Source organism: Epilithonimonas zeae, from assembly GCF_900141765.1.
GTDB classification, from domain to species: Bacteria; Bacteroidota; Bacteroidia; order Flavobacteriales; family Weeksellaceae; genus Epilithonimonas; species Epilithonimonas zeae.
Genome location: NZ_FSRK01000001.1, coordinates 1,438,493 through 1,460,365, shown reverse-complemented (window position 1 = coordinate 1,460,365; position 21,873 = coordinate 1,438,493). Strand labels below are relative to the sequence as shown.

General features: G+C 34.8%; 22 protein-coding genes. 19 read left to right on the top strand and 3 right to left on the bottom strand.

All coding sequences use genetic code 11. The annotated features are described in order from the left end of the window. Positions 1–9: 9 nt before the first annotated feature. The 3 genes from BUR19_RS06680 to BUR19_RS06670 all read left to right on the top strand — a co-directional run bounded on the left by BUR19_RS06680 (position 10) and on the right by BUR19_RS06670 (position 3,994). Positions 10–1,632, top strand: a complete 1,623-nt coding sequence (locus BUR19_RS06680; RefSeq protein ID WP_074234124.1) for a DUF4139 domain-containing protein — start codon at positions 10–12, stop codon at positions 1,630–1,632. A 101-nt stretch (positions 1,633–1,733) separates the two neighbouring features. Continuing rightward, positions 1,734–3,125, top strand: a complete 1,392-nt coding sequence (gene lpdA, locus BUR19_RS06675) for a dihydrolipoyl dehydrogenase (RefSeq protein ID WP_074234122.1) — start codon at positions 1,734–1,736, stop codon at positions 3,123–3,125. A 65-nt stretch (positions 3,126–3,190) separates the two neighbouring features. Beyond that, complete coding sequence (locus BUR19_RS06670) at positions 3,191–3,994, top strand: patatin-like phospholipase family protein (RefSeq protein WP_074234120.1); 804 nt, start codon at positions 3,191–3,193, stop codon at positions 3,992–3,994. On the opposite strand, the gene BUR19_RS06665 is transcribed toward BUR19_RS06670, so the two are convergent. Continuing rightward, entirely contained in the window at positions 3,966–4,760 is a 795-nt protein-coding gene (locus BUR19_RS06665; RefSeq protein ID WP_074234118.1) for an alpha/beta hydrolase, read from the bottom strand. The two genes, BUR19_RS06670 and BUR19_RS06665, sit on opposite strands and share 29 nt — an antisense overlap. A 111-nt stretch (positions 4,761–4,871) precedes the next feature. Continuing rightward, positions 4,872–5,699, bottom strand: coding sequence for an ion transporter (locus tag BUR19_RS06660; RefSeq protein WP_074234117.1), 828 nt, complete (start codon positions 5,697–5,699; stop codon positions 4,872–4,874). 121 nt (positions 5,700–5,820) lie between these two features. Here BUR19_RS06660 and parS point away from each other — a divergent pair, with 121 nt between their 5' ends. Genes parS through BUR19_RS06640 form a run of 4 tightly spaced genes read left to right on the top strand, consistent with a single transcriptional unit; the run spans position 5,821 to position 8,622 of the window. Further along, positions 5,821–6,276 carry a type II RES/Xre toxin-antitoxin system antitoxin gene (parS, locus tag BUR19_RS06655; protein ID WP_083600660.1) on the top strand — a complete coding sequence of 152 codons (456 nt, stop codon included), beginning with the start codon at positions 5,821–5,823 and terminating at the stop codon, positions 6,274–6,276. Between the two features lie 6 nt (positions 6,277–6,282). Continuing rightward, positions 6,283–6,735 (top strand): RES family NAD+ phosphorylase, encoded by a 453-nt coding sequence (locus BUR19_RS06650; protein ID WP_074234115.1) that lies wholly within the window; start codon positions 6,283–6,285, stop codon positions 6,733–6,735. Positions 6,736–6,745: 10 nt separating this feature from the next. Then, entirely contained in the window at positions 6,746–7,843 is a 1,098-nt protein-coding gene (locus BUR19_RS06645; RefSeq protein ID WP_074234113.1) for a Nif3-like dinuclear metal center hexameric protein, read from the top strand. Between the two features lie 2 nt (positions 7,844–7,845). Beyond that, positions 7,846–8,622: a zinc ribbon domain-containing protein gene (locus tag BUR19_RS06640; protein WP_074234111.1), complete on the top strand. Its 777-nt coding sequence runs from the start codon at positions 7,846–7,848 to the stop codon at positions 8,620–8,622. A gap of 76 nt (positions 8,623–8,698) precedes the next feature. On the opposite strand, the gene BUR19_RS06635 is transcribed toward BUR19_RS06640, so the two are convergent. Beyond that, positions 8,699–9,514: a head GIN domain-containing protein gene (locus BUR19_RS06635; RefSeq protein ID WP_083600658.1), complete on the bottom strand. Its 816-nt coding sequence runs from the start codon at positions 9,512–9,514 to the stop codon at positions 8,699–8,701. Between the two features lie 191 nt (positions 9,515–9,705). Here BUR19_RS06635 and BUR19_RS06630 point away from each other — a divergent pair, with 191 nt between their 5' ends. The 12 genes from BUR19_RS06630 (at position 9,706) to kdsB (ending at position 21,869) form a co-directional block, all read left to right on the top strand. Next, entirely contained in the window at positions 9,706–10,197 is a 492-nt protein-coding gene (locus tag BUR19_RS06630) for a DUF4920 domain-containing protein (protein ID WP_074234109.1), read from the top strand. 341 nt (positions 10,198–10,538) lie between these two features. Continuing rightward, the gene (locus tag BUR19_RS06625; protein WP_074234107.1) at positions 10,539–11,375 is read left to right on the top strand and encodes a 1,4-dihydroxy-2-naphthoyl-CoA synthase; all 837 of its coding nucleotides are present in this window, start codon (positions 10,539–10,541) and stop codon (positions 11,373–11,375) included. A 28-nt stretch (positions 11,376–11,403) separates the two neighbouring features. After that, positions 11,404–12,945 (top strand): serine hydrolase domain-containing protein, encoded by a 1,542-nt coding sequence (locus BUR19_RS06620; RefSeq protein ID WP_083600657.1) that lies wholly within the window; start codon positions 11,404–11,406, stop codon positions 12,943–12,945. Further along, a complete protein-coding gene (menA, locus tag BUR19_RS06615) occupies positions 12,946–13,875 on the top strand; it encodes a 1,4-dihydroxy-2-naphthoate octaprenyltransferase (protein ID WP_074234103.1) in 930 nt (309 codons plus the stop codon). A 14-nt stretch (positions 13,876–13,889) separates the two neighbouring features. Next, positions 13,890–14,573 carry a metal-dependent hydrolase gene (locus BUR19_RS06610; protein ID WP_074234101.1) on the top strand — a complete coding sequence of 228 codons (684 nt, stop codon included), beginning with the start codon at positions 13,890–13,892 and terminating at the stop codon, positions 14,571–14,573. 302 nt (positions 14,574–14,875) lie between these two features. Then, positions 14,876–15,463 (top strand): DUF4199 domain-containing protein, encoded by a 588-nt coding sequence (locus BUR19_RS06605; protein ID WP_074234099.1) that lies wholly within the window; start codon positions 14,876–14,878, stop codon positions 15,461–15,463. A 99-nt stretch (positions 15,464–15,562) separates the two neighbouring features. Beyond that, complete coding sequence (locus tag BUR19_RS06600; RefSeq protein WP_074234097.1) at positions 15,563–16,516, top strand: glycosyltransferase family 2 protein; 954 nt, start codon at positions 15,563–15,565, stop codon at positions 16,514–16,516. A gap of 133 nt (positions 16,517–16,649) precedes the next feature. Beyond that, positions 16,650–17,351 carry a GIN domain-containing protein gene (locus tag BUR19_RS06595; RefSeq protein WP_074234095.1) on the top strand — a complete coding sequence of 234 codons (702 nt, stop codon included), beginning with the start codon at positions 16,650–16,652 and terminating at the stop codon, positions 17,349–17,351. A gap of 18 nt (positions 17,352–17,369) precedes the next feature. Further along, positions 17,370–19,091: a phospho-sugar mutase gene (locus BUR19_RS06590; RefSeq protein WP_074234093.1), complete on the top strand. Its 1,722-nt coding sequence runs from the start codon at positions 17,370–17,372 to the stop codon at positions 19,089–19,091. A 194-nt stretch (positions 19,092–19,285) separates the two neighbouring features. Beyond that, positions 19,286–20,539 carry a pyridoxal phosphate-dependent aminotransferase gene (locus tag BUR19_RS06585; RefSeq protein WP_074234091.1) on the top strand — a complete coding sequence of 418 codons (1,254 nt, stop codon included), beginning with the start codon at positions 19,286–19,288 and terminating at the stop codon, positions 20,537–20,539. Between the two features lies 1 nt (position 20,540). After that, positions 20,541–21,122, top strand: a complete 582-nt coding sequence (locus BUR19_RS06580) for a hypothetical protein (RefSeq protein WP_074234089.1) — start codon at positions 20,541–20,543, stop codon at positions 21,120–21,122. 24 nt (positions 21,123–21,146) lie between these two features. Then, positions 21,147–21,869, top strand: a complete 723-nt coding sequence (gene kdsB / locus BUR19_RS06575; RefSeq protein WP_175565875.1) for a 3-deoxy-manno-octulosonate cytidylyltransferase — start codon at positions 21,147–21,149, stop codon at positions 21,867–21,869. Positions 21,870–21,873 lie beyond the last annotated feature (4 nt).

Below are 21,873 nucleotides of genomic sequence, written 5' to 3'. Positions count from 1 at the left end.
ACACATATTATGAAATTAAAACACTTTTTAACAATTAGCTTTAGCAGTATTATCATAATTGTTGCAGCTCAAAAACCAATCTTTTCAGAAGCAAAACTAAAATCGGTAATGCTTTATGAACAGTCTGCGGAATTATACAGCAATACTTCTTTGAGGATTCCAAAAGGGAGTTCGGAATTAGTCATCGCCAATATCGCAGAAAACATAGATGAATCCTCAATAAAGATTGGTTCAAAATCTAAAATCTCCGTATTGACCTATCGTTTTACGGATGACGAAGATTTTTATAAAATAGAACTGGATAAGAAAAATCCCGAGCACAAAATTGTTCTGGACAGCATTTCATTGATGGAGAAAAAGATTAAAGATCTTACGATTCAAAAAACATCTTTGGCAAATAGTATTAGTATTTTGGATAAAAATCAAACCATCAATTCTGGGTCAACGTCCTATTCCAAAGAACTGGAAAAACTGATTGAATATTACCAAAAGAAAAGAATTGACCTTAATTTGCAATTGGATAACGTAGATAATGACATTTCTAAACTGAATGTAAAATTAGGGAAACTTCAGACCAAATTTGATTTGAATAGCAAAGAAATGGAAAACTATCCAAAAGGAAAATTGGTGGTTCAGGTTTCCAGCAATGTTGATGAATTGGTAAATCTGGACATCAAATACAGTGTTCGAGATGCTTCTTGGCGACCTTATTATGATGTTTTGATTCTGGATATCAATTCGAAAACAAAATTATTATATAAAGCATTAATCAGACAAAATTCTGGATTGGATTGGAAAAATGTAGAACTGCATTTGATTTCCGGTTTTCCAAATGTTCATAAAAATATTCCGAATCTGTATGATTGGAATTTGTATTATCAGCAACCAGTTCCGATTATGAAAGATGAAGTTTATTATGATGCTAAAAAGACAGCTCCAGTAACAGCTTCAGCAAGTGTAGTTTCAGCACAGAGAATGATGGAAGAAGTCACTGTAGTTCGAGCCAGCGCATTTCAAAATCAGCTCAATGTCGGTTATGATTTGAAGGATTTATATACGATTTTATCTAATAATCAGGATAACAGTATCAATTTGGATGTCAACGAGATTCCGGCAACTTACACTTATTACACGATTCCGAAAATGGATAAAACGGTATTTCTGGTTGCAGAATTGGATAATCTGGACAAATATAATCTCATCAATGCAGAAGCTAATATCATTTTTCAGGATACCAATGTTGGCAAAACGTCTCTCAATACAGAGAATACAGATAACAAACTTTTGTTGACTTTGGGCGATGACAGAAGGATTTCTATCAAAAGGGATTTGATAAAAGACAAAACGATGGAGAAAAGCATTTCTTCATCCAACAAAGAACAGCAATATTCTTATCAGTTTACCATCAGAAACAACAAGAATGAGAAAATCAAATTGAGAATAAAAGACCAGGTTCCTGTATCTACAGATAAACAAATTATTATCAGTATGGTGAATAAAGGCGGCGCAACTTACGATGAGAAAACAGGCGATTTGACTTGGGATATTGTTCTTAATGCTAATGAAACAAAGAAAATAGATTTCTCATTTAAAGTTAATTCACTGAAAAATAAGGTTTTATTAGGATTATGATTTTAAACAAAATTTAATACAAAAGCAACTGATAAAGTTGCTTTTTGTCATATTATGCTTTCAATAATTTTCCGTAAATTCGCTAAAATTTTTTAATCACAATGAACTACGATATTATTGTTATTGGAAGTGGACCTGGCGGATATGTAACTGCAATCAGAGCTGCTCAATTGGGTTTCAAAACCGCTATAATCGAAAAAGAAAATCTTGGAGGTATTTGTCTTAACTGGGGTTGTATCCCGACTAAAGCGCTTCTAAAATCGGCTCACGTTTTCAATTATTTGAAGCATGCTGAAGATTATGGTCTTAATAAAGTAGAAAATCCAGGTTTCGATTTCACAAAAGTGATTCAGAGAAGTAGAGGTGTAGCTTCTAAAATGAGTAGCGGAATTGCTTTCTTAATGAGAAAGAATAAAGTGGATGTTATTATGGGAACTGCAACGGTGAAAGCTGGTAAAAAAGTTTCTGTAGTAGATGCAGAAGGAAAAACAACTGAATATTCTGGAACCAATATCATTATTGCAACCGGAGCTCGTTCCAGAGAATTACCAAATCTTCCTCAGGATGGCAAAAAAGTAATAGGATACAGACAGGCATTGTCACTTCCTGAGCAACCAAAATCTATGATTGTTGTAGGTTCTGGAGCTATCGGGATTGAGTTTGCTGATTTCTATAATTCTATGGGAACCAAAGTAACTGTTGTTGAATTTTTACCTAACATCGTTCCTTTGGAGGATGAAGAAGTTTCAAAACACGTTGAGAAATCTTTGAAGAAAGCTGGTATTGAGATAATGACCAATTCTTCTGTAGAATCTGTTGACACTTCAGGAAATGGCGTAAAAGCAAAAGTGAAAACTGCAACCGGAGAAATCACTTTGGAAGCGGATATTCTTCTTTCTGCTGTTGGAATTGCTTCTAACGTAGAAGGAATCGGTCTTGAGGCTGTTGGTATCAAAACTGAAAAAGGAAAAGTTTTGGTTAACGAATGGTATCAAACTTCTGTGCCAGGTTATTATGCAATTGGCGATATTATCCCAACTCAGGCTTTGGCTCACGTAGCTTCTGCTGAAGGAATTACTTGTGTGGAGAAAATTAAAGGATTGCACGTAGAAGCTATTGATTATGGAAATATCCCAGGTTGTACTTATTGTCATCCGGAAATTGCTTCTGTTGGTTTGACTGAAAAACAAGCAAAAGAAAAAGGTTACGAAATCAAAGTTGGGAAATTCCCTTTCTCAGCTTCTGGAAAAGCAACTGCAAATGGCGATGTTGATGGTTTCATCAAAGTTATTTTTGATGCTAAATACGGCGAGTGGCTAGGTTGTCATATGGTGGGCGACGGCGTTACAGATATGATTGCTGAAGCAGTTGTAGCAAGAAGATTGGAAACAACAGGTCACGATATCATCAAATCTATTCATCCGCATCCAACATTGTCAGAATCCATTATGGAAGCAGCGGCTGCGGCTTATGGAGAAGTGATTCACATCTAATAGATTAACAAAATATTAATAAATGAAAACCGTAGATTCTTCTACGGTTTTTTTAATTTTACTTAATGGAACATTCAAAATTAGGATTGGTTTTATCAGGTGGAGGAACGCGTGGATTGGCTCATGCGGGTGTACTGAAGTTTTTTAAGGAGAAAAATATAGAACCTGATATTCTTTCCTGTTGTAGTGCTGGCTCTATTGTTGGTTCGTTGTATGCTGTTGGGAAAACTCCTGAAGAAATTTTGGATTTTTTTCAATCTATTTATTTTTTTCATTGGAAACATTTTACGTTTAATCAACCTGGTTTCGTTTCATCAGCAATATTCACGACTTATCTCAATCCGATTTTTCAGGATATGACTTTGGGAGATTTGGAGAAAGATGTGAGAATTGTAGCCACAGAATTAATTACCGGTCAGCAAAAAGTTTTCGAAAAGAATTATAAAATTGTTGATGCTATTATTGCTTCGTCTTGTATTCCGGGGATTTCTACGCCTTATTTTATTAATGACGAAATGTACAGTGATGGTGGCGTTCTAAATAATTTTCCAGCCGATGTCATCCATAATGAATGTGATAAATTGATTGGAGTTTATGTAACACCGCCACAAGATGTGAAAGTTAGTGATCTGAAAACTATTCGTTCTGTTACGACAAGAGCATATGAATTATTATCACACAGAACAGAGATTTATAAATTCGCTTTTTGTGATTGGTTCATTACTTCAAAAAAATTATCCAAATACGGGATTTTCGAAAGAAATCCGCAACGGTTAAAAGAAATATTCGATATTGGTTATGAAGAGGCTAAACGTACATTCAACGAAAATGAAGAAGATTTTACTTTATTCTTTCTAAAAAAGGAATAATAGCCTGCCAGTTTTCTTCAGCATCATCGTTAAAAGAAGATAAAGCAATTGTTCCGTGATGACCTTTAGTTTTTGAGGGTAAATAAAAGTTTTTCCTTGAACTTACAGACTTATAAATTGATTTCCAAGAAAACTCTTCATTTCTGGCAGATGAAATATAGACCGGAATTTTAATTTCTTTTGCATACTCGTTGATGCTTTTATTTTCAATTTTAAAATATTCACCGGGAGAATAAGCTATGAGAGCTTTGTAGTCTTTTGGATTTTTAGCAACCATATAAAATCCTAATGAAGCTGAATACGAGCTTCCCCAATAAATTATTTTTCTTGCTTTTAAGTGATTCTTTGCGTAATTATAAGATGCTTCCAAATCCGGAATAACATCTAGGAATTCAGTAGATTTTCCTAAGGTAATGGCTTCTTTGTTGGTGAGATTTGTAACTTGGTTGACGATATCTCCAGACCTTAGATCAACAGCTAAAACATTGAAACCTAATTCCAGTAATTTTGGTGCTATATTTCTAAACTCGCCTCTGCTAAAACCTGCCTGATGGTAAAAGATAATTAAAGGATTATGTTTTCCATACTTCGAATAATGATCTGCGTAAACTGTAAGCCCATCAGAAGTTTTAAAATTGACCGTCGTGTAAATATGATTTCTAACAGAAAGAACGTGCGATGGTTGAATGATAGTTATTTTTTTGGAAGAACAACTGCCAAAACAATTAATGATAATAATCCAGATTATGAAATTAAATGCTTTCATTGAGATTATATTTAATTGTTAGAGTATTATTAATTATATTTTCTTTATGTTGAAGTATATCAAATTTAAGTATTTATATGTTATTATTTGTTAATGGATATGAATTTATTTTTAAATAATTTTTTCTCCGCAGATTTTGCAATAACGAGCGTTTTCATCATTATCCTGATTGCCACATTTATCGCACTGAAAATTATTTTTCTTTTGCTTCCTGAATTCTGAAGTCACAATTCCTGTAGGAACCGCAATGATACTATAACCACAAAGCATTACAATCATCGATAGGATTTTGCCAACTGGCGTTCCCGGGGAAATATCACCATAGCCAACTGTAGTAATGGTTACAACCGCCCAATACACACTCTGCGGAATACTACTAAATCCATTTTTTCCTCCTTCTACAACATACATCAACGATCCAATAATGACAATAAAAATTATCATAAATAATAGGAAAATATAGATTTTTCTGGAACTGTGTTTCAGAGCAGAAACAATAAACCTTCCGTCGTGCATATAATCAGCCAAGTTGAAAATCCTGAAAATCCTTAGAATTCTAAGAATCCTAATAACCGCTACAAAATGCCAAATAGGGAAAAACAAGCTAATGTAAAATGGAATAATGGAAAGAAAATCAATAATTCCCAAAGGACTAAAAATGTATTCCTCACGATCTTTTATACAGATTATTCTTAGAATATATTCTATGGTAAATATTATAGTAATAAAAAATTCTGCGTAATAAAATTCTTTATAATACTGTAGTCTTATTATTGGAATGGTTTCTACCATCAGCAAAACAGTAGAAATGAGAATTAGAATCAATAAACTGATGTCGAATATTTTACCGGCTTTTGTGTGTGATAAATAAACAGTTTCGTAGATTTTTTTACGCCAACCTTCCTCAGGAATAAGGTCAAATTCTGGTTTTATTCTCATAACTCAAAAAGTGAAATTAAAGTTATAAAAGTAGTTAAAATAAACTCTGTTTAAAATATTAGACAAAAGTCTTTTTTATTTGGACAAAGTTCGTATATTTGTAAAAGAAAAATAAAGAACGATGAAAAAATATAAAGTCACAGAAAAAATAGATACTGTTCAAGAATCTGCTGCACTCTATGGATATCAGAATTTTGATGATGCTGGTGTTTTTAAGATTATAGATATTGCCAAGAGAGGTATTTCTTTTAATTTTTTTGATAATCTAGTGAAAAAATTTCCTTTTAGTTTTCAAGAGTGGGCCGGTTTTCTTCATATTTCTGGGAAAACTTTATCCAGATATCAGAAAGAAGAGAAAACGTTTGACACTTTACAGTCAGAGAAAATTCTTCAGATAGAAATGCTTTACACAAGAGGCAAAGAAGTTTTTGGTTCTTCAGAAAATTTTCTGATATGGTTACAGTCTGAGAATCTTGCTTTGGGTAAAACAAAACCACAAGATTTATTGGGTAGTAATTTTGGTGTTTCTCTTCTTATGGATGAGTTGACTCGCATAGAACACGGTGTTTTAGCATAATATCGGATGATAGTTTATAGATTGGCGAAGGAAATTTATGCTGGTGACCTTTCGGGAAAAGGCGCTGAAATAGCAGGCGGAAGATGGAATAGCAAAGGTAATTCTGCTTTGTACACAGGTCAATCTATTGCTTTGTGTGTTACAGAGATTGCGGTTCATATTCCTTTGGGCATTTTGCCCAAGGATTACCGCTTGGTTCATATAGAGATTCCAGAGATTGATTTTCTTGAACCAAAAAGATTACCGAAAGATTGGAATACTTTTCCACATCCAGATAGTACTCAGAAAATTGGAGATAAATTTTTACGGGAAAACAAATTCTTAGCAATGAAAGTTCCTTCAGCTGCGGTTCAAGGAGAATTTAATTATATTATTAATCCGAGGCATATTAATTTTCCAGAAGTGAAAATTAAAAAAATAGAAAAATTTACTTTTGATGACCGATTGTTCATCAAATAATGTATCAAATATGAAAATCAAAGAGTTTATAAAAGATTTTGAACAAATAATTCCGATAAAACAAGCGGAGGATTTTGATAATGTTGGTTTGCTTTGTGGAAATCCAGAAAGGGAGATTTTCGGTATTTTGATTGCTCACGATGCTTTGGAATCTGTTGTTGATGAAGCAATTGAAAAGAATTTCAATGTGATTCTTTGTTTTCATCCAATCATTTTTTCCGGGTTAAAATCGATTACAGGAAAGAATTATGTTGAGAGAGCAATTCTGAAGGCTTTGGAGAATAAAATCGCCATTTATGCAATTCATACGGCGTTTGACAATGATTATTTTGGTGTTAATTATAAAATCTGTGAAGCCCTTGGTTTGAAGAATCAAAATATTCTAATGCCGAAACAAAATCAATTGAAAAAGCTGGAAGTTTACGTTCCTGTTGATTCTGCTGAGAAATTGAAAAATGCTTTATTTGAAGCTGGAGCAGGAAATATCGGTTTTTATGATGAATGCAGTTTTTCGATTAATGGAAACGGGACTTTTAGACCTTTGGAAGGCTCAAATCCTGTAACCGGAAGTCATAATGAAAGAGAAAATGCTAATGAAGTTTTGCTTTCTGTGATATTTGAAGATTATAAAAAATATCAGATTCTCTTTGCGATGAAACAAAATCATCCTTACGAAGAAGTCGCTTATCAATTGATTTCTCTCGAAAATGAAAATCAATATACTGGTTTGGGAAGATTCGGAGATTTGGAAAGAGAAATGGATGTGGCTGATTTTCTGAAATTCGTAAAAGAAAAATTCAATCTTAATGTCATCAGGCACAATTCTTTAACTCAGAAAAAAATCAAAAAAGTAGGTGTTTTGGGAGGAAGCGGAGCAAGTGGGATCAAGTCTGCAATATGTGCTAAATGTGATGCTTATTTGACTGGCGATGTGAAATATCACGATTTCTTTTCAGGCGAAGATAAAATGCTGATTTGCGATATTGGACATTTCGAGTCAGAACAATTTGTAACTCAACAATTATTTGAAATTTTGTCCGAAAAATTCACTACATTTGCAATCGCTAAAACGACAATAAAAACAAATCCTGTTAATTATTTTATATAGATATGGCTAAAGTAAACGAAATTTCTGTTGAAGAAAAATTAAGAGCTCTTTACGATTTGCAAATCATTGATTCCCGTTTGGATGAGATCCGCAATACAAGAGGCGAGTTGCCGATTGAAGTAGAAGACCTTGAGATAGAAATTGAAGGTCTTGAAAAAAGAGCCCAAAAATTCGAATCTGAAATTGCTGAGCAAAATGCTGAGATCAACAGCAAAAAAGATTTGATGAAGCAAGCTCAAACTCTTATTGATAAATATAAAACGCAGCAAGATAACGTTAGAAATAACAAAGAATTCGAAGCTTTGTCAAAAGAGGTAGAATATCAGGAATTGGAAATTCAGTTGGCTGAAAAAAGAATCAGAGAATTCGGTGGAAAAATCGATCACAAGAAAGAAACTTTGGCTGATTTGAACGCTAAAATCGATGAACTGAAAAATCACTTGACCCACAAGAAGAATGAGTTGGATAATTTGGTTTCAGAAACTCAAAAAGAAGAAGATTACCTATTGGAAAAATCTAAAGAATTTGCTGAGAAAATCGATGACAGATTGTTAGCTTCTTATCAAAGAATCCGTCAAGGTTCATCCACTGGCCTTGCGGTTGTAGGGTTGGAAAGAGGAGCTCCAAAAGGTTCTTTCTTCACAATTCCGCCACAGAAACAAATGGAAATCGCTCAGAGAAAGAAAATCATTATCGATGAGCACTCTGGAAAGATCTTGGTAGATGACGAGTTGGTAAATGAAGAAAATGCCAAAATGGAAGATATCATCAAGTTCTAATCGGAATTTGATTTCAATAAATACAAAAGAGACCTGAATTTCAGGTCTCTTTTCAGTTTGAGAAAATAATATATAATTACCGGATATTAACAGAACCGGAACTGCTTTCGTTTTTGGTCACTTTATTCAGGTCGCCTCTTTTCACGACGTTGATATCTCCGCTGGAAGATGCGCTAGCTGTCAGGCTTTGACGAACACCAATCGTAATATCGGCCGAAGAAGAAGTCGTGAGAACCGCACTGTCTGCAGTCAGATCTTCAGCTTTGATGTCTCCTGAAGAAGAAGCTTGCGCATTCACATTGTCTGCTTTTCCTTTGATGTTGATTCCGCCAGATGAAGAAGATTGCATATTAAGGCTTTTTGCAACGATATCTCCGTTGAAGTCCCCACTGCTGGAAGCCTGGATATTCACATTGTCTCCATTGATATTCCCTTTGATAGTTCCTGAGCTGGAAACTTTCACATCAAGGTCAGAGAATTTGAAATCATCTTTCAAAACAATACTTGCGCTGGAATTTGCTGCTAATCTGTCAAAGTCTCTAGCATAAACTTTAATTTTAATTCTGTCAGTCGATATGTTCAATTTACCTTCAGATTGGATTTTTACCTGAACTTTTCTTCCTTCCTGCTTTACAACTACATATTGCATTAGGTCAGAAGGTGCGTAAACAACAATTTTTTCTTCGCTGGATTTATAAACTTCCGCACTTAGAGAAGTCGAAATTTGTAATTCGTCAAAGTCAACCGAATAAGATTTTTCAATCACTTCGCCTTTTCCGGAATCTGATAATAGGTGAGAAAACATCACATCATTTGAACCGTTTTTGGTTTGTATGCAAGAAAAATTGGTAACCGATGCCAAAAGAACTAGGGATAAAAGTTTTATTTTCATAAGAATAATTTTTTATAGTTTCTTGTTTTAATATATGGGTAAGACAATTGGAAAGTTTGTTTCGTTACATCAAAAAATTATTTTTTTTGCAATTAATTTAATTTTCTAAATTTACATCATAAAAAATAAATATTAAATTATGAAATCGTTTAGATTCCATATGACATTAAAAAATTAATAAATAACCTCATATGAAAAATATATTATTCGCATTCGTTTTGATTGGTTTGTCTGTTTCTGCATTTGCACAATCTGGTCTACCAGCTGGCGATGCCAAAGTAGGGGAGTTTTACGGTCAGGACGTTTCTGCAAAAGCAGTTAAAAAAGCTATTTCTACGGATGAACTTAATAAAGAATTAAAAACAACTCCAAAAATCGCTAAAACTTCTGTAAAAGGAAAAGTGACTGGCGTTTGTCCGAAAAAAGGATGTTGGGTGAGCTTGGCAACAGATTCCGGCGAAACATTCTTTGTGAAGATGAAAGATTACGCATTCTTCGTTCCGACTGCTTTGGAAGGTAAAACCGTAGTTCTGGAAGGCAGCGCAGAAAGCAAAACCACATCCGTAAAAGAGTTGCAACATTACGCAGAAGATGCTAAAAAACCTCAGGCGGAAATCGATGCCATCACAGAACCAAAAACCGAAACCAGATTTTTGGCAAGCGCCATCAAAGTTGTAGAGTAATTATTTCAACATATCATTTAGAAGCTTCAGATTTTTCTGAGGCTTTTTTATTTGGGCGTATCCCAATGTTTTGCTTTTACATTAAGTTTACCGAAGGAAGTTTTCAGCAAAGCAAAACAAAGGGTCGGACTATCCGCTACTATCTTTTTTCGCCAACGCTTTTCCCAAGCCAAAAAAAAAGTATAACCACTACTATCCCTTACGCGATGGCGCAAGTTTCACGATTTGTCATAGTTATAAAATTCCCACAAAGAGGAAGCTTTGCCAATTGTCAAACTGCAACATAATTCCTTTGAAACACCATCAATTCTGCTTATATTTACACTCTAAATTTTCAAAAAATGGCAGACTGGAAAATCGTCAAAGAATACGAAGATATTACCTATAAAAAATCAAATGGTGTTGCAAGAATCGCCATCAACAGACCAGAAGTCAGAAATGCTTTCCGACCAAAAACAACCTCAGAACTTTACGACGCATTTTACGACGCCTACGAAGATTCATCAATCGGAGTTGTCTTATTGACAGGCGAAGGGCCAAGTCCAAAAGACGGCGGACACGCATTCTGCAGCGGTGGCGACCAAAAAGCGCGTGGCCATCAGGGTTATGTTGGCGAAGACGGGAGACATCGTCTTAATATCTTGGAAGTTCAACGTTTGATTCGTTTTATGCCGAAAGCTGTGATTGGAGTGGTAAATGGCTGGGCAGTTGGTGGTGGGCATTCGCTTCACGTGGTTTGCGATTTGACTTTGGCAAGTGAAGAACACGCTATTTTCAAACAAACCGATGCGGACGTTACAAGTTTTGACGGCGGTTATGGTTCTGCTTATTTGGCAAAAATGGTTGGTCAGAAAAAAGCCAGAGAAATTTTCTTTTTAGGCAGAAATTATTCGGCTCAGGAAGCAGCTGATATGGGAATGGTAAATGCCGTAATTCCTCACGCTGAATTAGAAGATACAGCCTACGAATGGGCTCAGGAAATCCTTGCAAAATCTCCAACATCCATCAGAATGCTGAAATTTGCAATGAATTTAACAGACGATGGAATGGTTGGTCAGCAAATTTTCGCTGGAGAAGCAACACGTTTGGCTTATATGACAGAAGAAGCAAAAGAAGGCAGGAATGCGTTTTTAGAGAAACGTAAACCTAACTTTGGTGATGACCAGTGGATTTCCTAAATAATTATTTACTTTAAATTTATTTCTAATGTTCAATCCATCTTTTATTTGCAGAAAAGCAATATTGCCACAAATGGCTTTTGCTTGTGCATTGTTTTCGGCTCAGAGTCCTTTACAAAAAAGTGTTCCTGAGAAAGAAGGGATTTCATCAGAAGCAATTGTCAAGTTTTTACAAGCTGCAAATAAATTGCAATCTACCGAGTTCAAAAGTTTTATGCTTCTGAGACACGGAAAAGTGATTTCGGATGTGTATTGGAATCCTTATCAGAAAGATTTAAAGAACAGATTATATTCTTGCAGTAAAAGTTTTACAGCAACTGCAATTGGTTTTGCCGTTCAGGAAAATAAGTTGAAAGTTACCGATAAAGTCATTTCATTTTTTCCTGATAAACAACCTTCTGAAATCAGTGATAATCTTAAAGAATTATCAATTCAAAATCTCCTCACAATGTCATCGGGAATGGCGAAAGAACCTGATTTTATCCGTGGAAGCGAAAACGATTGGGTAAAAGCCTATTTGGCTGTTCCTATTGATAATAAACCAGGAAGTAAATTCAATTATAGTTCGTTGGCCACATTTATGCTTTCGGCGATTATCCAGAAAGTGACCGGCCAAACTGTTGCAGATTATTTGAAACCAAGATTGTTTGATCCACTTGGAATCAAAGGTTACGATTGGGAAAGTAATCCGCAAGGTATTAATACAGGAGGTTGGGGATTGCGTGTGAAAACAGAAGATATGGCCAAATTTGCCCAGCTTTTTCTCCAAAAAGGAAAGTGGAACGGAAAGCAAATTATCTCTGAAGGTTGGATTAATGAAGCAAGTTCTGCACATATTTTACAAAATCCAAATGCTGACGAAAAGCTGAAAAGCGAAAACGATTGGGTTCAGGGTTATGGTTATCAGATGTGGAGGAATCGATTCAATTCTTTCCGTGGTGACGGAGCTTACGGACAATATATGTTGGTTTTGCCAGAACAGGATGCAGTTGTTATTATGACGGCAGAAAGTAACAATCTTCAGGAAGAATTAAATCTCGTTTGGGAACATCTTTTACCAGCTTTTCAACCAAAAGCGATTCCCGAAAATAAATCGGCTTACCAGAAACTTAAGGATTTGGAAAATAATCTTTCCATTGAACCCTTGAAAAGCGAAATCTTCCCGAAAATTAATAAAACTTTCAATTTCGTTGAGAACAAGGACAAATACCAATCGGTAGAATTAAAATCGAATGGTCAAAAATTCGAAATGAAATTAACAATTGACGGAAAATCATATCCATTCGAATTCACTTCTGGAAAATGGCATCAGCAGGAAACAATGTGGATTCAGCCAACTTCGGACAGGAAATCGATAACGGACAGCTACAAACTTTATCCTGCGAAAATCACAAACAGTTTTCGTTGGAAAGATGAAAATACTTTGGAACTAAAAACTATTTATCTGGAAACACCACACTCACATTTAATGGATATCACTTTCGATAATGATTCTCTCATTTTCGAATTAAAAAATAGCGCGGATTTTGGAAAAAAATCAACAATTTTAAAGGCCACAGAAATAAAATAAATGAAACATTGGATACAGGCTGCGAGGCTTAGAACATTACCACTTTCACTCAGTGGAATTATTATGGGAGCTTTCATTGCAAAATGGAGACTTTCTGAGAATGGAGGAACTTGGGATTGGAGAATTTTCGCTTTAGCACTTCTCGTAACATTATTATATCAAATCCTTTCCAATTTCGCTAACGATTATGGCGACGGCGTAAAAGGAACGGACAAAAATAGGATAGGAGAAGCGGAAAGCAGAGCAGTAGCTTCCGGAAAAATAACGGCAACCCAAATGAGAAATGCGGTTATTCTGCTTTCGATTTTATCTTTTGTAGCGACTGTCGCATTGTTGTATGTTGCTTTTTACCCATCAAATATCAGAGAATTTTGGATTTTCATCGGATTGGGAATTGCTTGTATTTTGGCAGCAATTGGATATACAGTGGGTAAAAAACCTTACGGATATATGGGATTAGGCGATATTTTCGTGTTTATATTTTTTGGATTGGTTTCAGTTTGCGGAAGTTATTTTCTGTTTACCAAATCATTCAGTTGGGACGTATTATTTCCTGCAACAGCAGTCGGAATGCTGAGTATGGCCGTTCTTAATCTGAACAATATGAGAGATATCGTGAATGATAAATTATCTGGAAAGAAAACTTTCGCATTGAAGCTTGGTTTCAAAAATGCAATGATTTATGAAATCATCTTATTGCAATTACCAATTCTTTTGATGTTGGCTTTTCTAATGTACAACGGATTTCAGGAAAGAGGACTTTATTATCCATTTATCGTAATGATTTTGATATTTCCTTTTATGAAATTACGAAGAACAATTATGAAAATCCAAGAACCAAAATTACTTGACCCATTCTTAAAACAAGTCGGAATCTTAACTTTTATGATGGCTGTTTTGACGGCTGTCGGACTTAATATTGTTAATTAATAAATCAAATAAAAATGAAAATAAAATTCTTAGGACAAAACTGTTTTTTGTTTACATATAACAGCATAACAATTCTTTCTGACCCCTTTTACAACTATCAGAAAGCGCAATCTGGATTTGATATCAAAGCTCAGAAAATCGATTATGTTTTGATTACGCACGCTCACGGCGACCATATCGCTGATGTGAAAGAAGTTCTAGAAAACCATCCTGATGCAACCTTAATCGGTCAGCCGGAGATTTGTGGTTATTTCAAGCATTCAAATAACATCGATATTAATTTCGGAGGTTCTGCTAAGCTTGACGGTTTGAAGATTTCTATGGTTCCGGCATTACACACAAGTTCTTTTCCAGACGGTTCTTACGGAGGGTTAGCTTCTGGATATATTTTCAGATTTGCTGATGGAAGAAACCTTTATTTGGCTGGAGATACAGGTGTAACTGTCGAAATGAGCTTGTTTCCGCAAGTTTTTGGAAAATTAGATTTATCCATTCTTCCGGTTGGAAAACATTATACAATGTGTCCTAGAAAAGCGGCTTTTGCGGCATCAGAATTATTGAAAACTCCGAAAGTGATTGGATGTCATTTCGATACTTTTCCACCGATTGAAATCAATCACGAAGATGCAAAAAAGCATTTCTCTGATAAAAACATCGATTTTTCTTTACCAAAACTAGGAGAGGAGTTCGAATTCTAACAAAAAAATTAAGAGATTAAGTAATTTCAAAATCTTGAATATTGCTTAATCTCTTAACCTATAGAAATAAAAAATGGCAAGCTACCTAAATCACACCGCTACAACCGATTGCCTTTGCTGCGTTCCCACCCTGGAGGATTCTCAGGAGCTGGTTGTTTAAGGACTTGCCGGTGCAAAGATAAAATTTAATATTGAATTAAAAAATGAGAAACACAGGATATTGAGATTATTAATCCAATTATGAATTTAAAAAACTGATTCTCAGAATTAAAAATTTTCAATTTTTTTAGAAAAATAAAATTATGACAAAAAATCCTGTAGCCGTTGGCTTTGGTTTATTTTTAGCGACAATGTTGACTTTCTTCGTTGTTTATTACTTTTTCGCAGATGCCAATTATTTTGATACTAGTATGAAAGTCAATGCATTTGGGATGACTTTCCTATATGTTTTGGCTGGATTTCTTTCTGTTGTTTGGCTGCGTGGAAGTAATAAAATCACTTATCCGCAAGCTTTCAAGCAATGTTTTGTGACTTTGTTCGTAGGTGGTGGACTTTCTATATTGTCCATTTTCGCTTTCCTGAATTATGTTGATACAGATGCCAGAGAGATGCTGAATCATCAATACATCCAAACAGAAATGAAAAATCTGGATGAGTCTTATGCAAAACTGAAATTAGAAGCAGCAAATCAAAAAGACCGTACGAAAGCTAAAGAATTGGAAGATAATTACAACGATGCAAAATTAGCGAGAGAGATTGCTAGAAAGGAGAACAAAAATTATTTTTCTTTCCAATTTTTATCAGCCGTCTTTGGTGGTTTTTTACTATTTTATTTACTTTTGTCTATTATCATCGCTGGCTTTTTGAAAAACAAGAAACGCTACGAATAAGAGGTTGGATAATAAATAGTTAAATGGCTTTTGTTAAATAAATCATTTATCTTAAAATTTGAAAATCTAATATCAATATCTAACATCTTTTATAAAAAAATGAATCTTTCTATAATCGTTCCATTGCTTAACGAGCAAGACTCTCTGGAAGAGTTGTTCACAAGGATTGACACTGTATGCCGTTCTAATAAATTGTCTTACGAGGTTTGGTTCATAGACGACGGAAGTACAGATTTGTCCTGGTCTATCATAGAAAATATGAAAATTCAAAATCCACAGATTCACGGAATTAAATTCTCAAAAAACTATGGGAAATCACAGGCACTTCACGCGGCTTTCGAAAAGGTGAATGGCGATGTTGTAATTACAATGGATGCTGATTTACAGGATTTTCCGGAAGAGATTCCTGAATTGTACGAAATGCTGAAAGCTGGAAATTACGATATCGTTTCCGGATGGAAAAAGAAACGTTTCGATAATGTAATGACCAAAAATATTCCGTCAAAATTGTTCAATTCGGCGGCTAGAAAAGTTTCTGGAGTTTCGCTTCACGATTTTAATTGTGGACTTAAAGCTTACAGAAAACAAGTCGTAAAATCGATTGACGTTTATGGTGATATGCACCGTTATATTCCCGTTTTAGCGGCTAATGCAGGTTTCAGAAATATTACTGAAAAACCAGTTCAGCATCAGGCAAGACCTTACGGAACTTCGAAATTCGGGACAGAACGTTTCGTTCGTGGATTTTTGGATCTGGTAACACTTTGGTTCGTAAGTCGATTTGGAGGCAGGCCGATGCATTTCTTCGGAGCTGCAGGAACTTTGATGTTTATCATCGGTTTCTTATCTGCGATTTGGTTGGGTGTTTCAAAACTGATTGACGTTTATATTTTCAAAATCTACGGCAATTTGATCGCCAACAATCCTTGGTTTTTCATTGCTTTGACGATGATGATTCTGGGAAGTTTATTGTTTGTTGCGGGATTCTTAGGCGAGTTGATTATCAGAACCAACCGTGAGCATAAGAATTATCATATTGAGGAAATGATATAAATTATTGGGGCAGCTATTTCCGTCTTCCGCTACCAATCTTTTTCCAAAGCTTAGTCCAATGCGAAAAAGGATTTCCGCTCAAGCCGGGCTGCGAGCTTTCAGTATTAAAATTTAGTTTCAATCAAGAATTAAAATGAAAAAACTATTATATTTATTTCTAATCTTAACAATTGTTTCCTGCGGAAAAGTCTCTCCAAAAGGAGAAATCCAGTCCAAAGATGTGGAGTTAGCTGAATTTTCCAGACTGGATTTGAAAGGAAAATTCCGTGTGTTTTATGTTCAAAGTCCACATAACTTTGTGAATGTGGAAACTTATCCTAATTTTTTTGATAATCTTAATATTGAAGTTAAAGATAAAAATCTATCAATTTCAGAGAAAAGTGAAACGGATAAAGTAGATTTCTATAACATCACGATTTATGGAAAAAATCCTTTTGATGTGATTAAAATTGCTGATTCTGTAGAACTTAACATTTCAAGTCAAATGAAAGTCGAAAATTTCGCTCTTCATTTAAAAGATAATGCTAAATTTATCGGTTCAGTGATTTCAGAAAAGTCTGAGATTGAAATGACGAATAAAAGCCGGGCCAATCTGTTGGGAAAAACAACTTTAGCAAAACTTAGTATCAAGGATACAGCGAGTATTATTTCGCCTTATTGGTACATCAAAGATTTAGAAATCGATTCCCAAAACGGAAATTATGCAGAACTGAATGTGGATGAAGAAATCAAAGGTAAAATCGGTAATACTTCGAAGTTGGTTTATTACGGAAATCCTTCGAAAAAACTGAAAGTAACTGAAAAAGCAACTTTGGAAAACAAGAAAATTAATTAAAACAAAAAACTATAAATAATGTCAGAATTATCAACATTAGATAAAGCAAAACTTTGGCTTTCCGAAACATTTGACGAGGAAACAAGAATTAAAGTTCAATCCTTAATCGATTCCAATTCGCCGGATTTGGAAGATTCTTTTTACAGAGAATTAGAATTCGGAACAGGCGGAATGCGTGGCGTAATGGGCGTTGGAACCAATCGTTTAAATAAATATACATTAGGACAAGCAACTCAAGGATTGGCTAATTATCTTCATCAGCAATTTTCTGGCGAAGAAATCAAAGTGGCAATTGCTTATGATGTTCGTCACAACTCAAAAGAATTCGGGAAAATCGTTGCTGATGTTTTGACAGCGAACGGAATCAAAGTCCTGCTGTTCAAGCAACATCGCCCAACTCCAGAATTGTCTTTCACTGTTAGAGATAAAAAATGTAATGCGGGGATCGTTTTGACGGCTTCTCACAATCCACCGGAATATAACGGTTACAAAGTATATTGGAGTGACGGTGCGCAAATCGTTCCGCCGGATGATGAAAATATCATCAGAGAAGTTTATTCAACTAAGTTTGAGGACATCAAATTCGATGGAAATGATGACCTAATCGAATGGATTGGCGAAGAACAAGATGATGTTTATATCGATGCTTGTATGGAAAATTCTCTTTACCAAAATGTTGGAAGAGATAATCTGAATATTGTTTTCACATCCATCCACGGAACAACTTACACAACCGTTCCAAAAGCATTGGAAAAAGCTGGATTTACAAAATTAGATTTGGTTCAGGAACAAATGATTCCGAGCGGAAATTTCCCAACGGTTGCTTCCCCGAATCCGGAAGAACCTGCTGCACTTTCTATGGCAATGGATTTGGCTAGAATTACCAATGCTGATATTGTTATCGGAACAGACCCAGACGGCGATAGATTGGGAATTGCAGTTAGAAATCTTGAAGGCGAAATGCAGCTTCTTAATGGAAATCAAACCAATACAATTCTTACTTATTATATCCTTGACCAATGGAAAAAAGCTGGAAAAATTACTGGAAAAGAGTTCATTGGTTCTACAATTGTGACTTCTGACGTTTTCTTTGATGTTGCAGAAAAATTCGGAGTGGATTGCAAAGTTGGATTGACTGGATTCAAATGGATTGGGAAAATGATTCGTGATTTTGAAGGTCAGGAAAAGTTCATTTGCGGAGGCGAAGAAAGTTTCGGTTTTATGACCGGAGATTTCGTTCGTGACAAGGATTCTTGTGGTTCTATTTTGACAGCTTGTGAAATCGCTGCTTGGTGTAAAGCCAATGGAACAACGGTTTACGAATATATGATTGACATCTATAAAGAAGTTGGTTTCTATTTCGAAGGCTTGATTAATGTTGTAAGAAAGGGTAGAACAGGTGCTGAAGAAATTACCCAGATGATGAGCGATTTCAGAAGTAATCCACCAAAAGAAATTGCTGGTTCTCCAGTAGAAGAAGTGAAGGATTTCAAAGAGCAGACTTGTTTCGTCGTTTCTAAGAACGAGAAAAAAGTAATGGACGATATTCCAAAGTCTAATGTATTGATTTTCTACACACAAGACGGAACGAAAGTTTGTGTTCGTCCTTCAGGAACCGAGCCAAAAATCAAATTTTATGTTTCTGTAAAAGACAGCATCACTTCAAAAGAAGATTTTGTTGCCAAATTGCCTAAGCTTGAAGAGAAAATTGCCAAGGTAAAACAGGACCTCAATTTGTAATTGAAAATTTTTATTAGAATAGAAATATAATCTAAAATATTTTTAACATAAAGTTCTCAATTACTGATTTAGGTTAGTTTTGAGAACTTTTTTGTTATGTAATTTGATTTACTCAGTTACATTTAAGACTTTTGTAAATCATAAAAAGTAAAAATCCGGATTAAGTTCCGGAAAAACATCAAAAAAATAATTAAGTGAAAGTATCTAAACTCGCATCTAACCTAGTTGGTTCAGAAATCATCAAAATCGGAAATGAAGTAAACGATTTGAAGGCCAAAGGTGCACAAATCTCAAATCTTACAATCGGCGACCTTAATTCCAACATCTATCCAATTCCACAAGAATTGAAAAACGGAATCGAGAAAGCTTATAAAAATAATCTTACCAATTATCCGCCAGCAAACGGTTTGCAATCTTTGAGAACATCCGTAAGCAACGACCTCAAAAAACGTTGGAATCTGGATTATTCAGCTAATGATATTTTGATTACAGCCGGTTCTAGACCTTTGATTTATGCAGTTTTCAAAACAATTGTTGACGAAGGCGATAAAGTGATCTATCCGATTCCTTCCTGGAATAACAATCATTATGCTTATTTGACAAGCGCGAATGCGGTTGAAGTTCAGACTCAGGAATCCAATAATTTCTTACCGACAGCGGATGATTTGAGACCACATTTAGAAGGCGCAGTTTTGCTTTGTCTTTGTTCTCCACTCAATCCAACTGGAACAATGTTCACAAAAGAGCAATTGTCCGAGATTTGCGAATTGGTTTTGGAAGAAAATAAAAAAAGAGGAGCAGACGAAAAACCGCTTTACCTGATGTATGACCAAATCTACGCAATGTTGACTTTCGGTTCAGACCATTACAATCCTGTAAGTCTTTTTCCGGAAATGAAAGATTACACGATTTATGTTGACGGAACGTCTAAATGTTTTGCGGCGACAGGTGTTAGAGTTGGTTGGGGATTCGGGCCGAGTTTGGTAATTGATAAGATGAAAGCTCTTTTGACGCACGTTGGAGCTTGGGCGCCAAAACCAGAACAGGAAGCAGTTGCCGAGTTTTTAGCTGATGATTCTGCGGTTGATACTTTCTTAGATGATTACAAACAAAAACTGAATACAAGTTTAAAAGAACTTCACGCAGGAATCCAGGATTTGAAATCCAAAGGTTTTGACGTCGAAAGTATCTCACCAATGGGAGCACTTTATTTGACAATCAAACTCGATTACCTTGGAAAAACTGCACCAGACGGAAAAGTTTTGGAGGATTCTACAGATTTGGTTTTCTATCTGATTAATAACGCAGGAATGGCTTTGGTTCCTTTCTCAGCGTTTGGAAATGATAAGTCAGTTCCTTGGTTCAGAGCTTCTGTTGGAGGTTGTTCTCTGGATGATATTAAAGATTGTCTTCCTAAGTTGGAGAAAGCTTTAAATGATTTAAAATAAATTGAGAAGCCGAATATTTCTTGAAACAAAATTCACTTTCTATTCATCAATAGTAATTATTCTATTAGTGATTTTAAGTGTTTGGATTTCAGGAAATAATTCTCATCATACATTATTTCAGAATTCGATTCTTTCAACTTCTATTCTTGCGATTGCATTTTTTCTTTTTGTAAGTATCAGTCTATATAAAGGAGTTGGATTGAGAGATAATCTTGGCAAAATTTTCACGAAAGAAAATTTTAATAAACGAATGAAATCTACCTCCGATTTTACTCCAGACATTGATATTCCATTGATGGATGCAGAGGGAATCGGAGGTATTATTATATCTATATTGGCTTGGATTGCGTTTACTGTAGCAGCATTATTCGCTATATATTTTGTAGGTGTTTTCTTCTGGTCAATTTTATTGCTTTTATTAGCCATTCTTTACTGGATTTATTTCAGAGCTTTGAGATTGATTTTTAAAAATTCAAAGTATTGTAAAGACAATTTATTCAAAAGTTTAGGATTTGGGATTTTTTATTCCGGATTATATGTATCTTGGATTTACGGAATCATTTTTCTATTAAAATATATTTAATTCATAACTCATAATTAAATTAAAATGAAAATTATCGCAGTCATTCCTGCTCGTTATAATTCTACAAGATTTCCAGGCAAAATGATGGAGATTTTGGGAGACAGAACTATTATCACAACTACTTATCAGAATGTTGTGGAAACAGGTTTGTTTGATGAAGTGTTTGTCGCTACAGATTCCGAATTGATTTTTGATGAAATTTCCAAAAACGGCGGAAAAGCTGTAATGACAGGCGAACACGAAACCGGAAGCGACAGAATTGCAGAAGCTGTTCAAAACATCGATTGTGATATTGTGATTAATGTTCAGGGTGATGAACCTTTCCTTAAGAAGGAACCTTTAAAACAATTGATTGATGTTTTTTCTAAAGATGATAAAAAAGAAGTTTCTTTAGCTTCATTAAAAATTCAATTAAAAGAATCTGAAGAAATTCAGAATCCAAATAACGTAAAAGTCGTTACTGATAATAATGGATTTGCATTGTATTTCAGTCGTTCCGTGATTCCTTTTCATCGAGAATTATCTTATAATGTCAAATATTACAAACATATTGGCGTTTACGCTTTCAGAAAAGAAGCTTTGCTTAAATTCTCTTCTTTAGAAATGACTCCTATGGAAATTTCGGAAAAATTAGAGCAATTGCGTTACTTAGAAAATGGAATGAAAATTAAAATGGTAGAAACCGATTTTGTCGGGATTGGGATTGATACGCCGGAAGATTTGGAGAAAGCCAAAAAACTGATTTAATTTA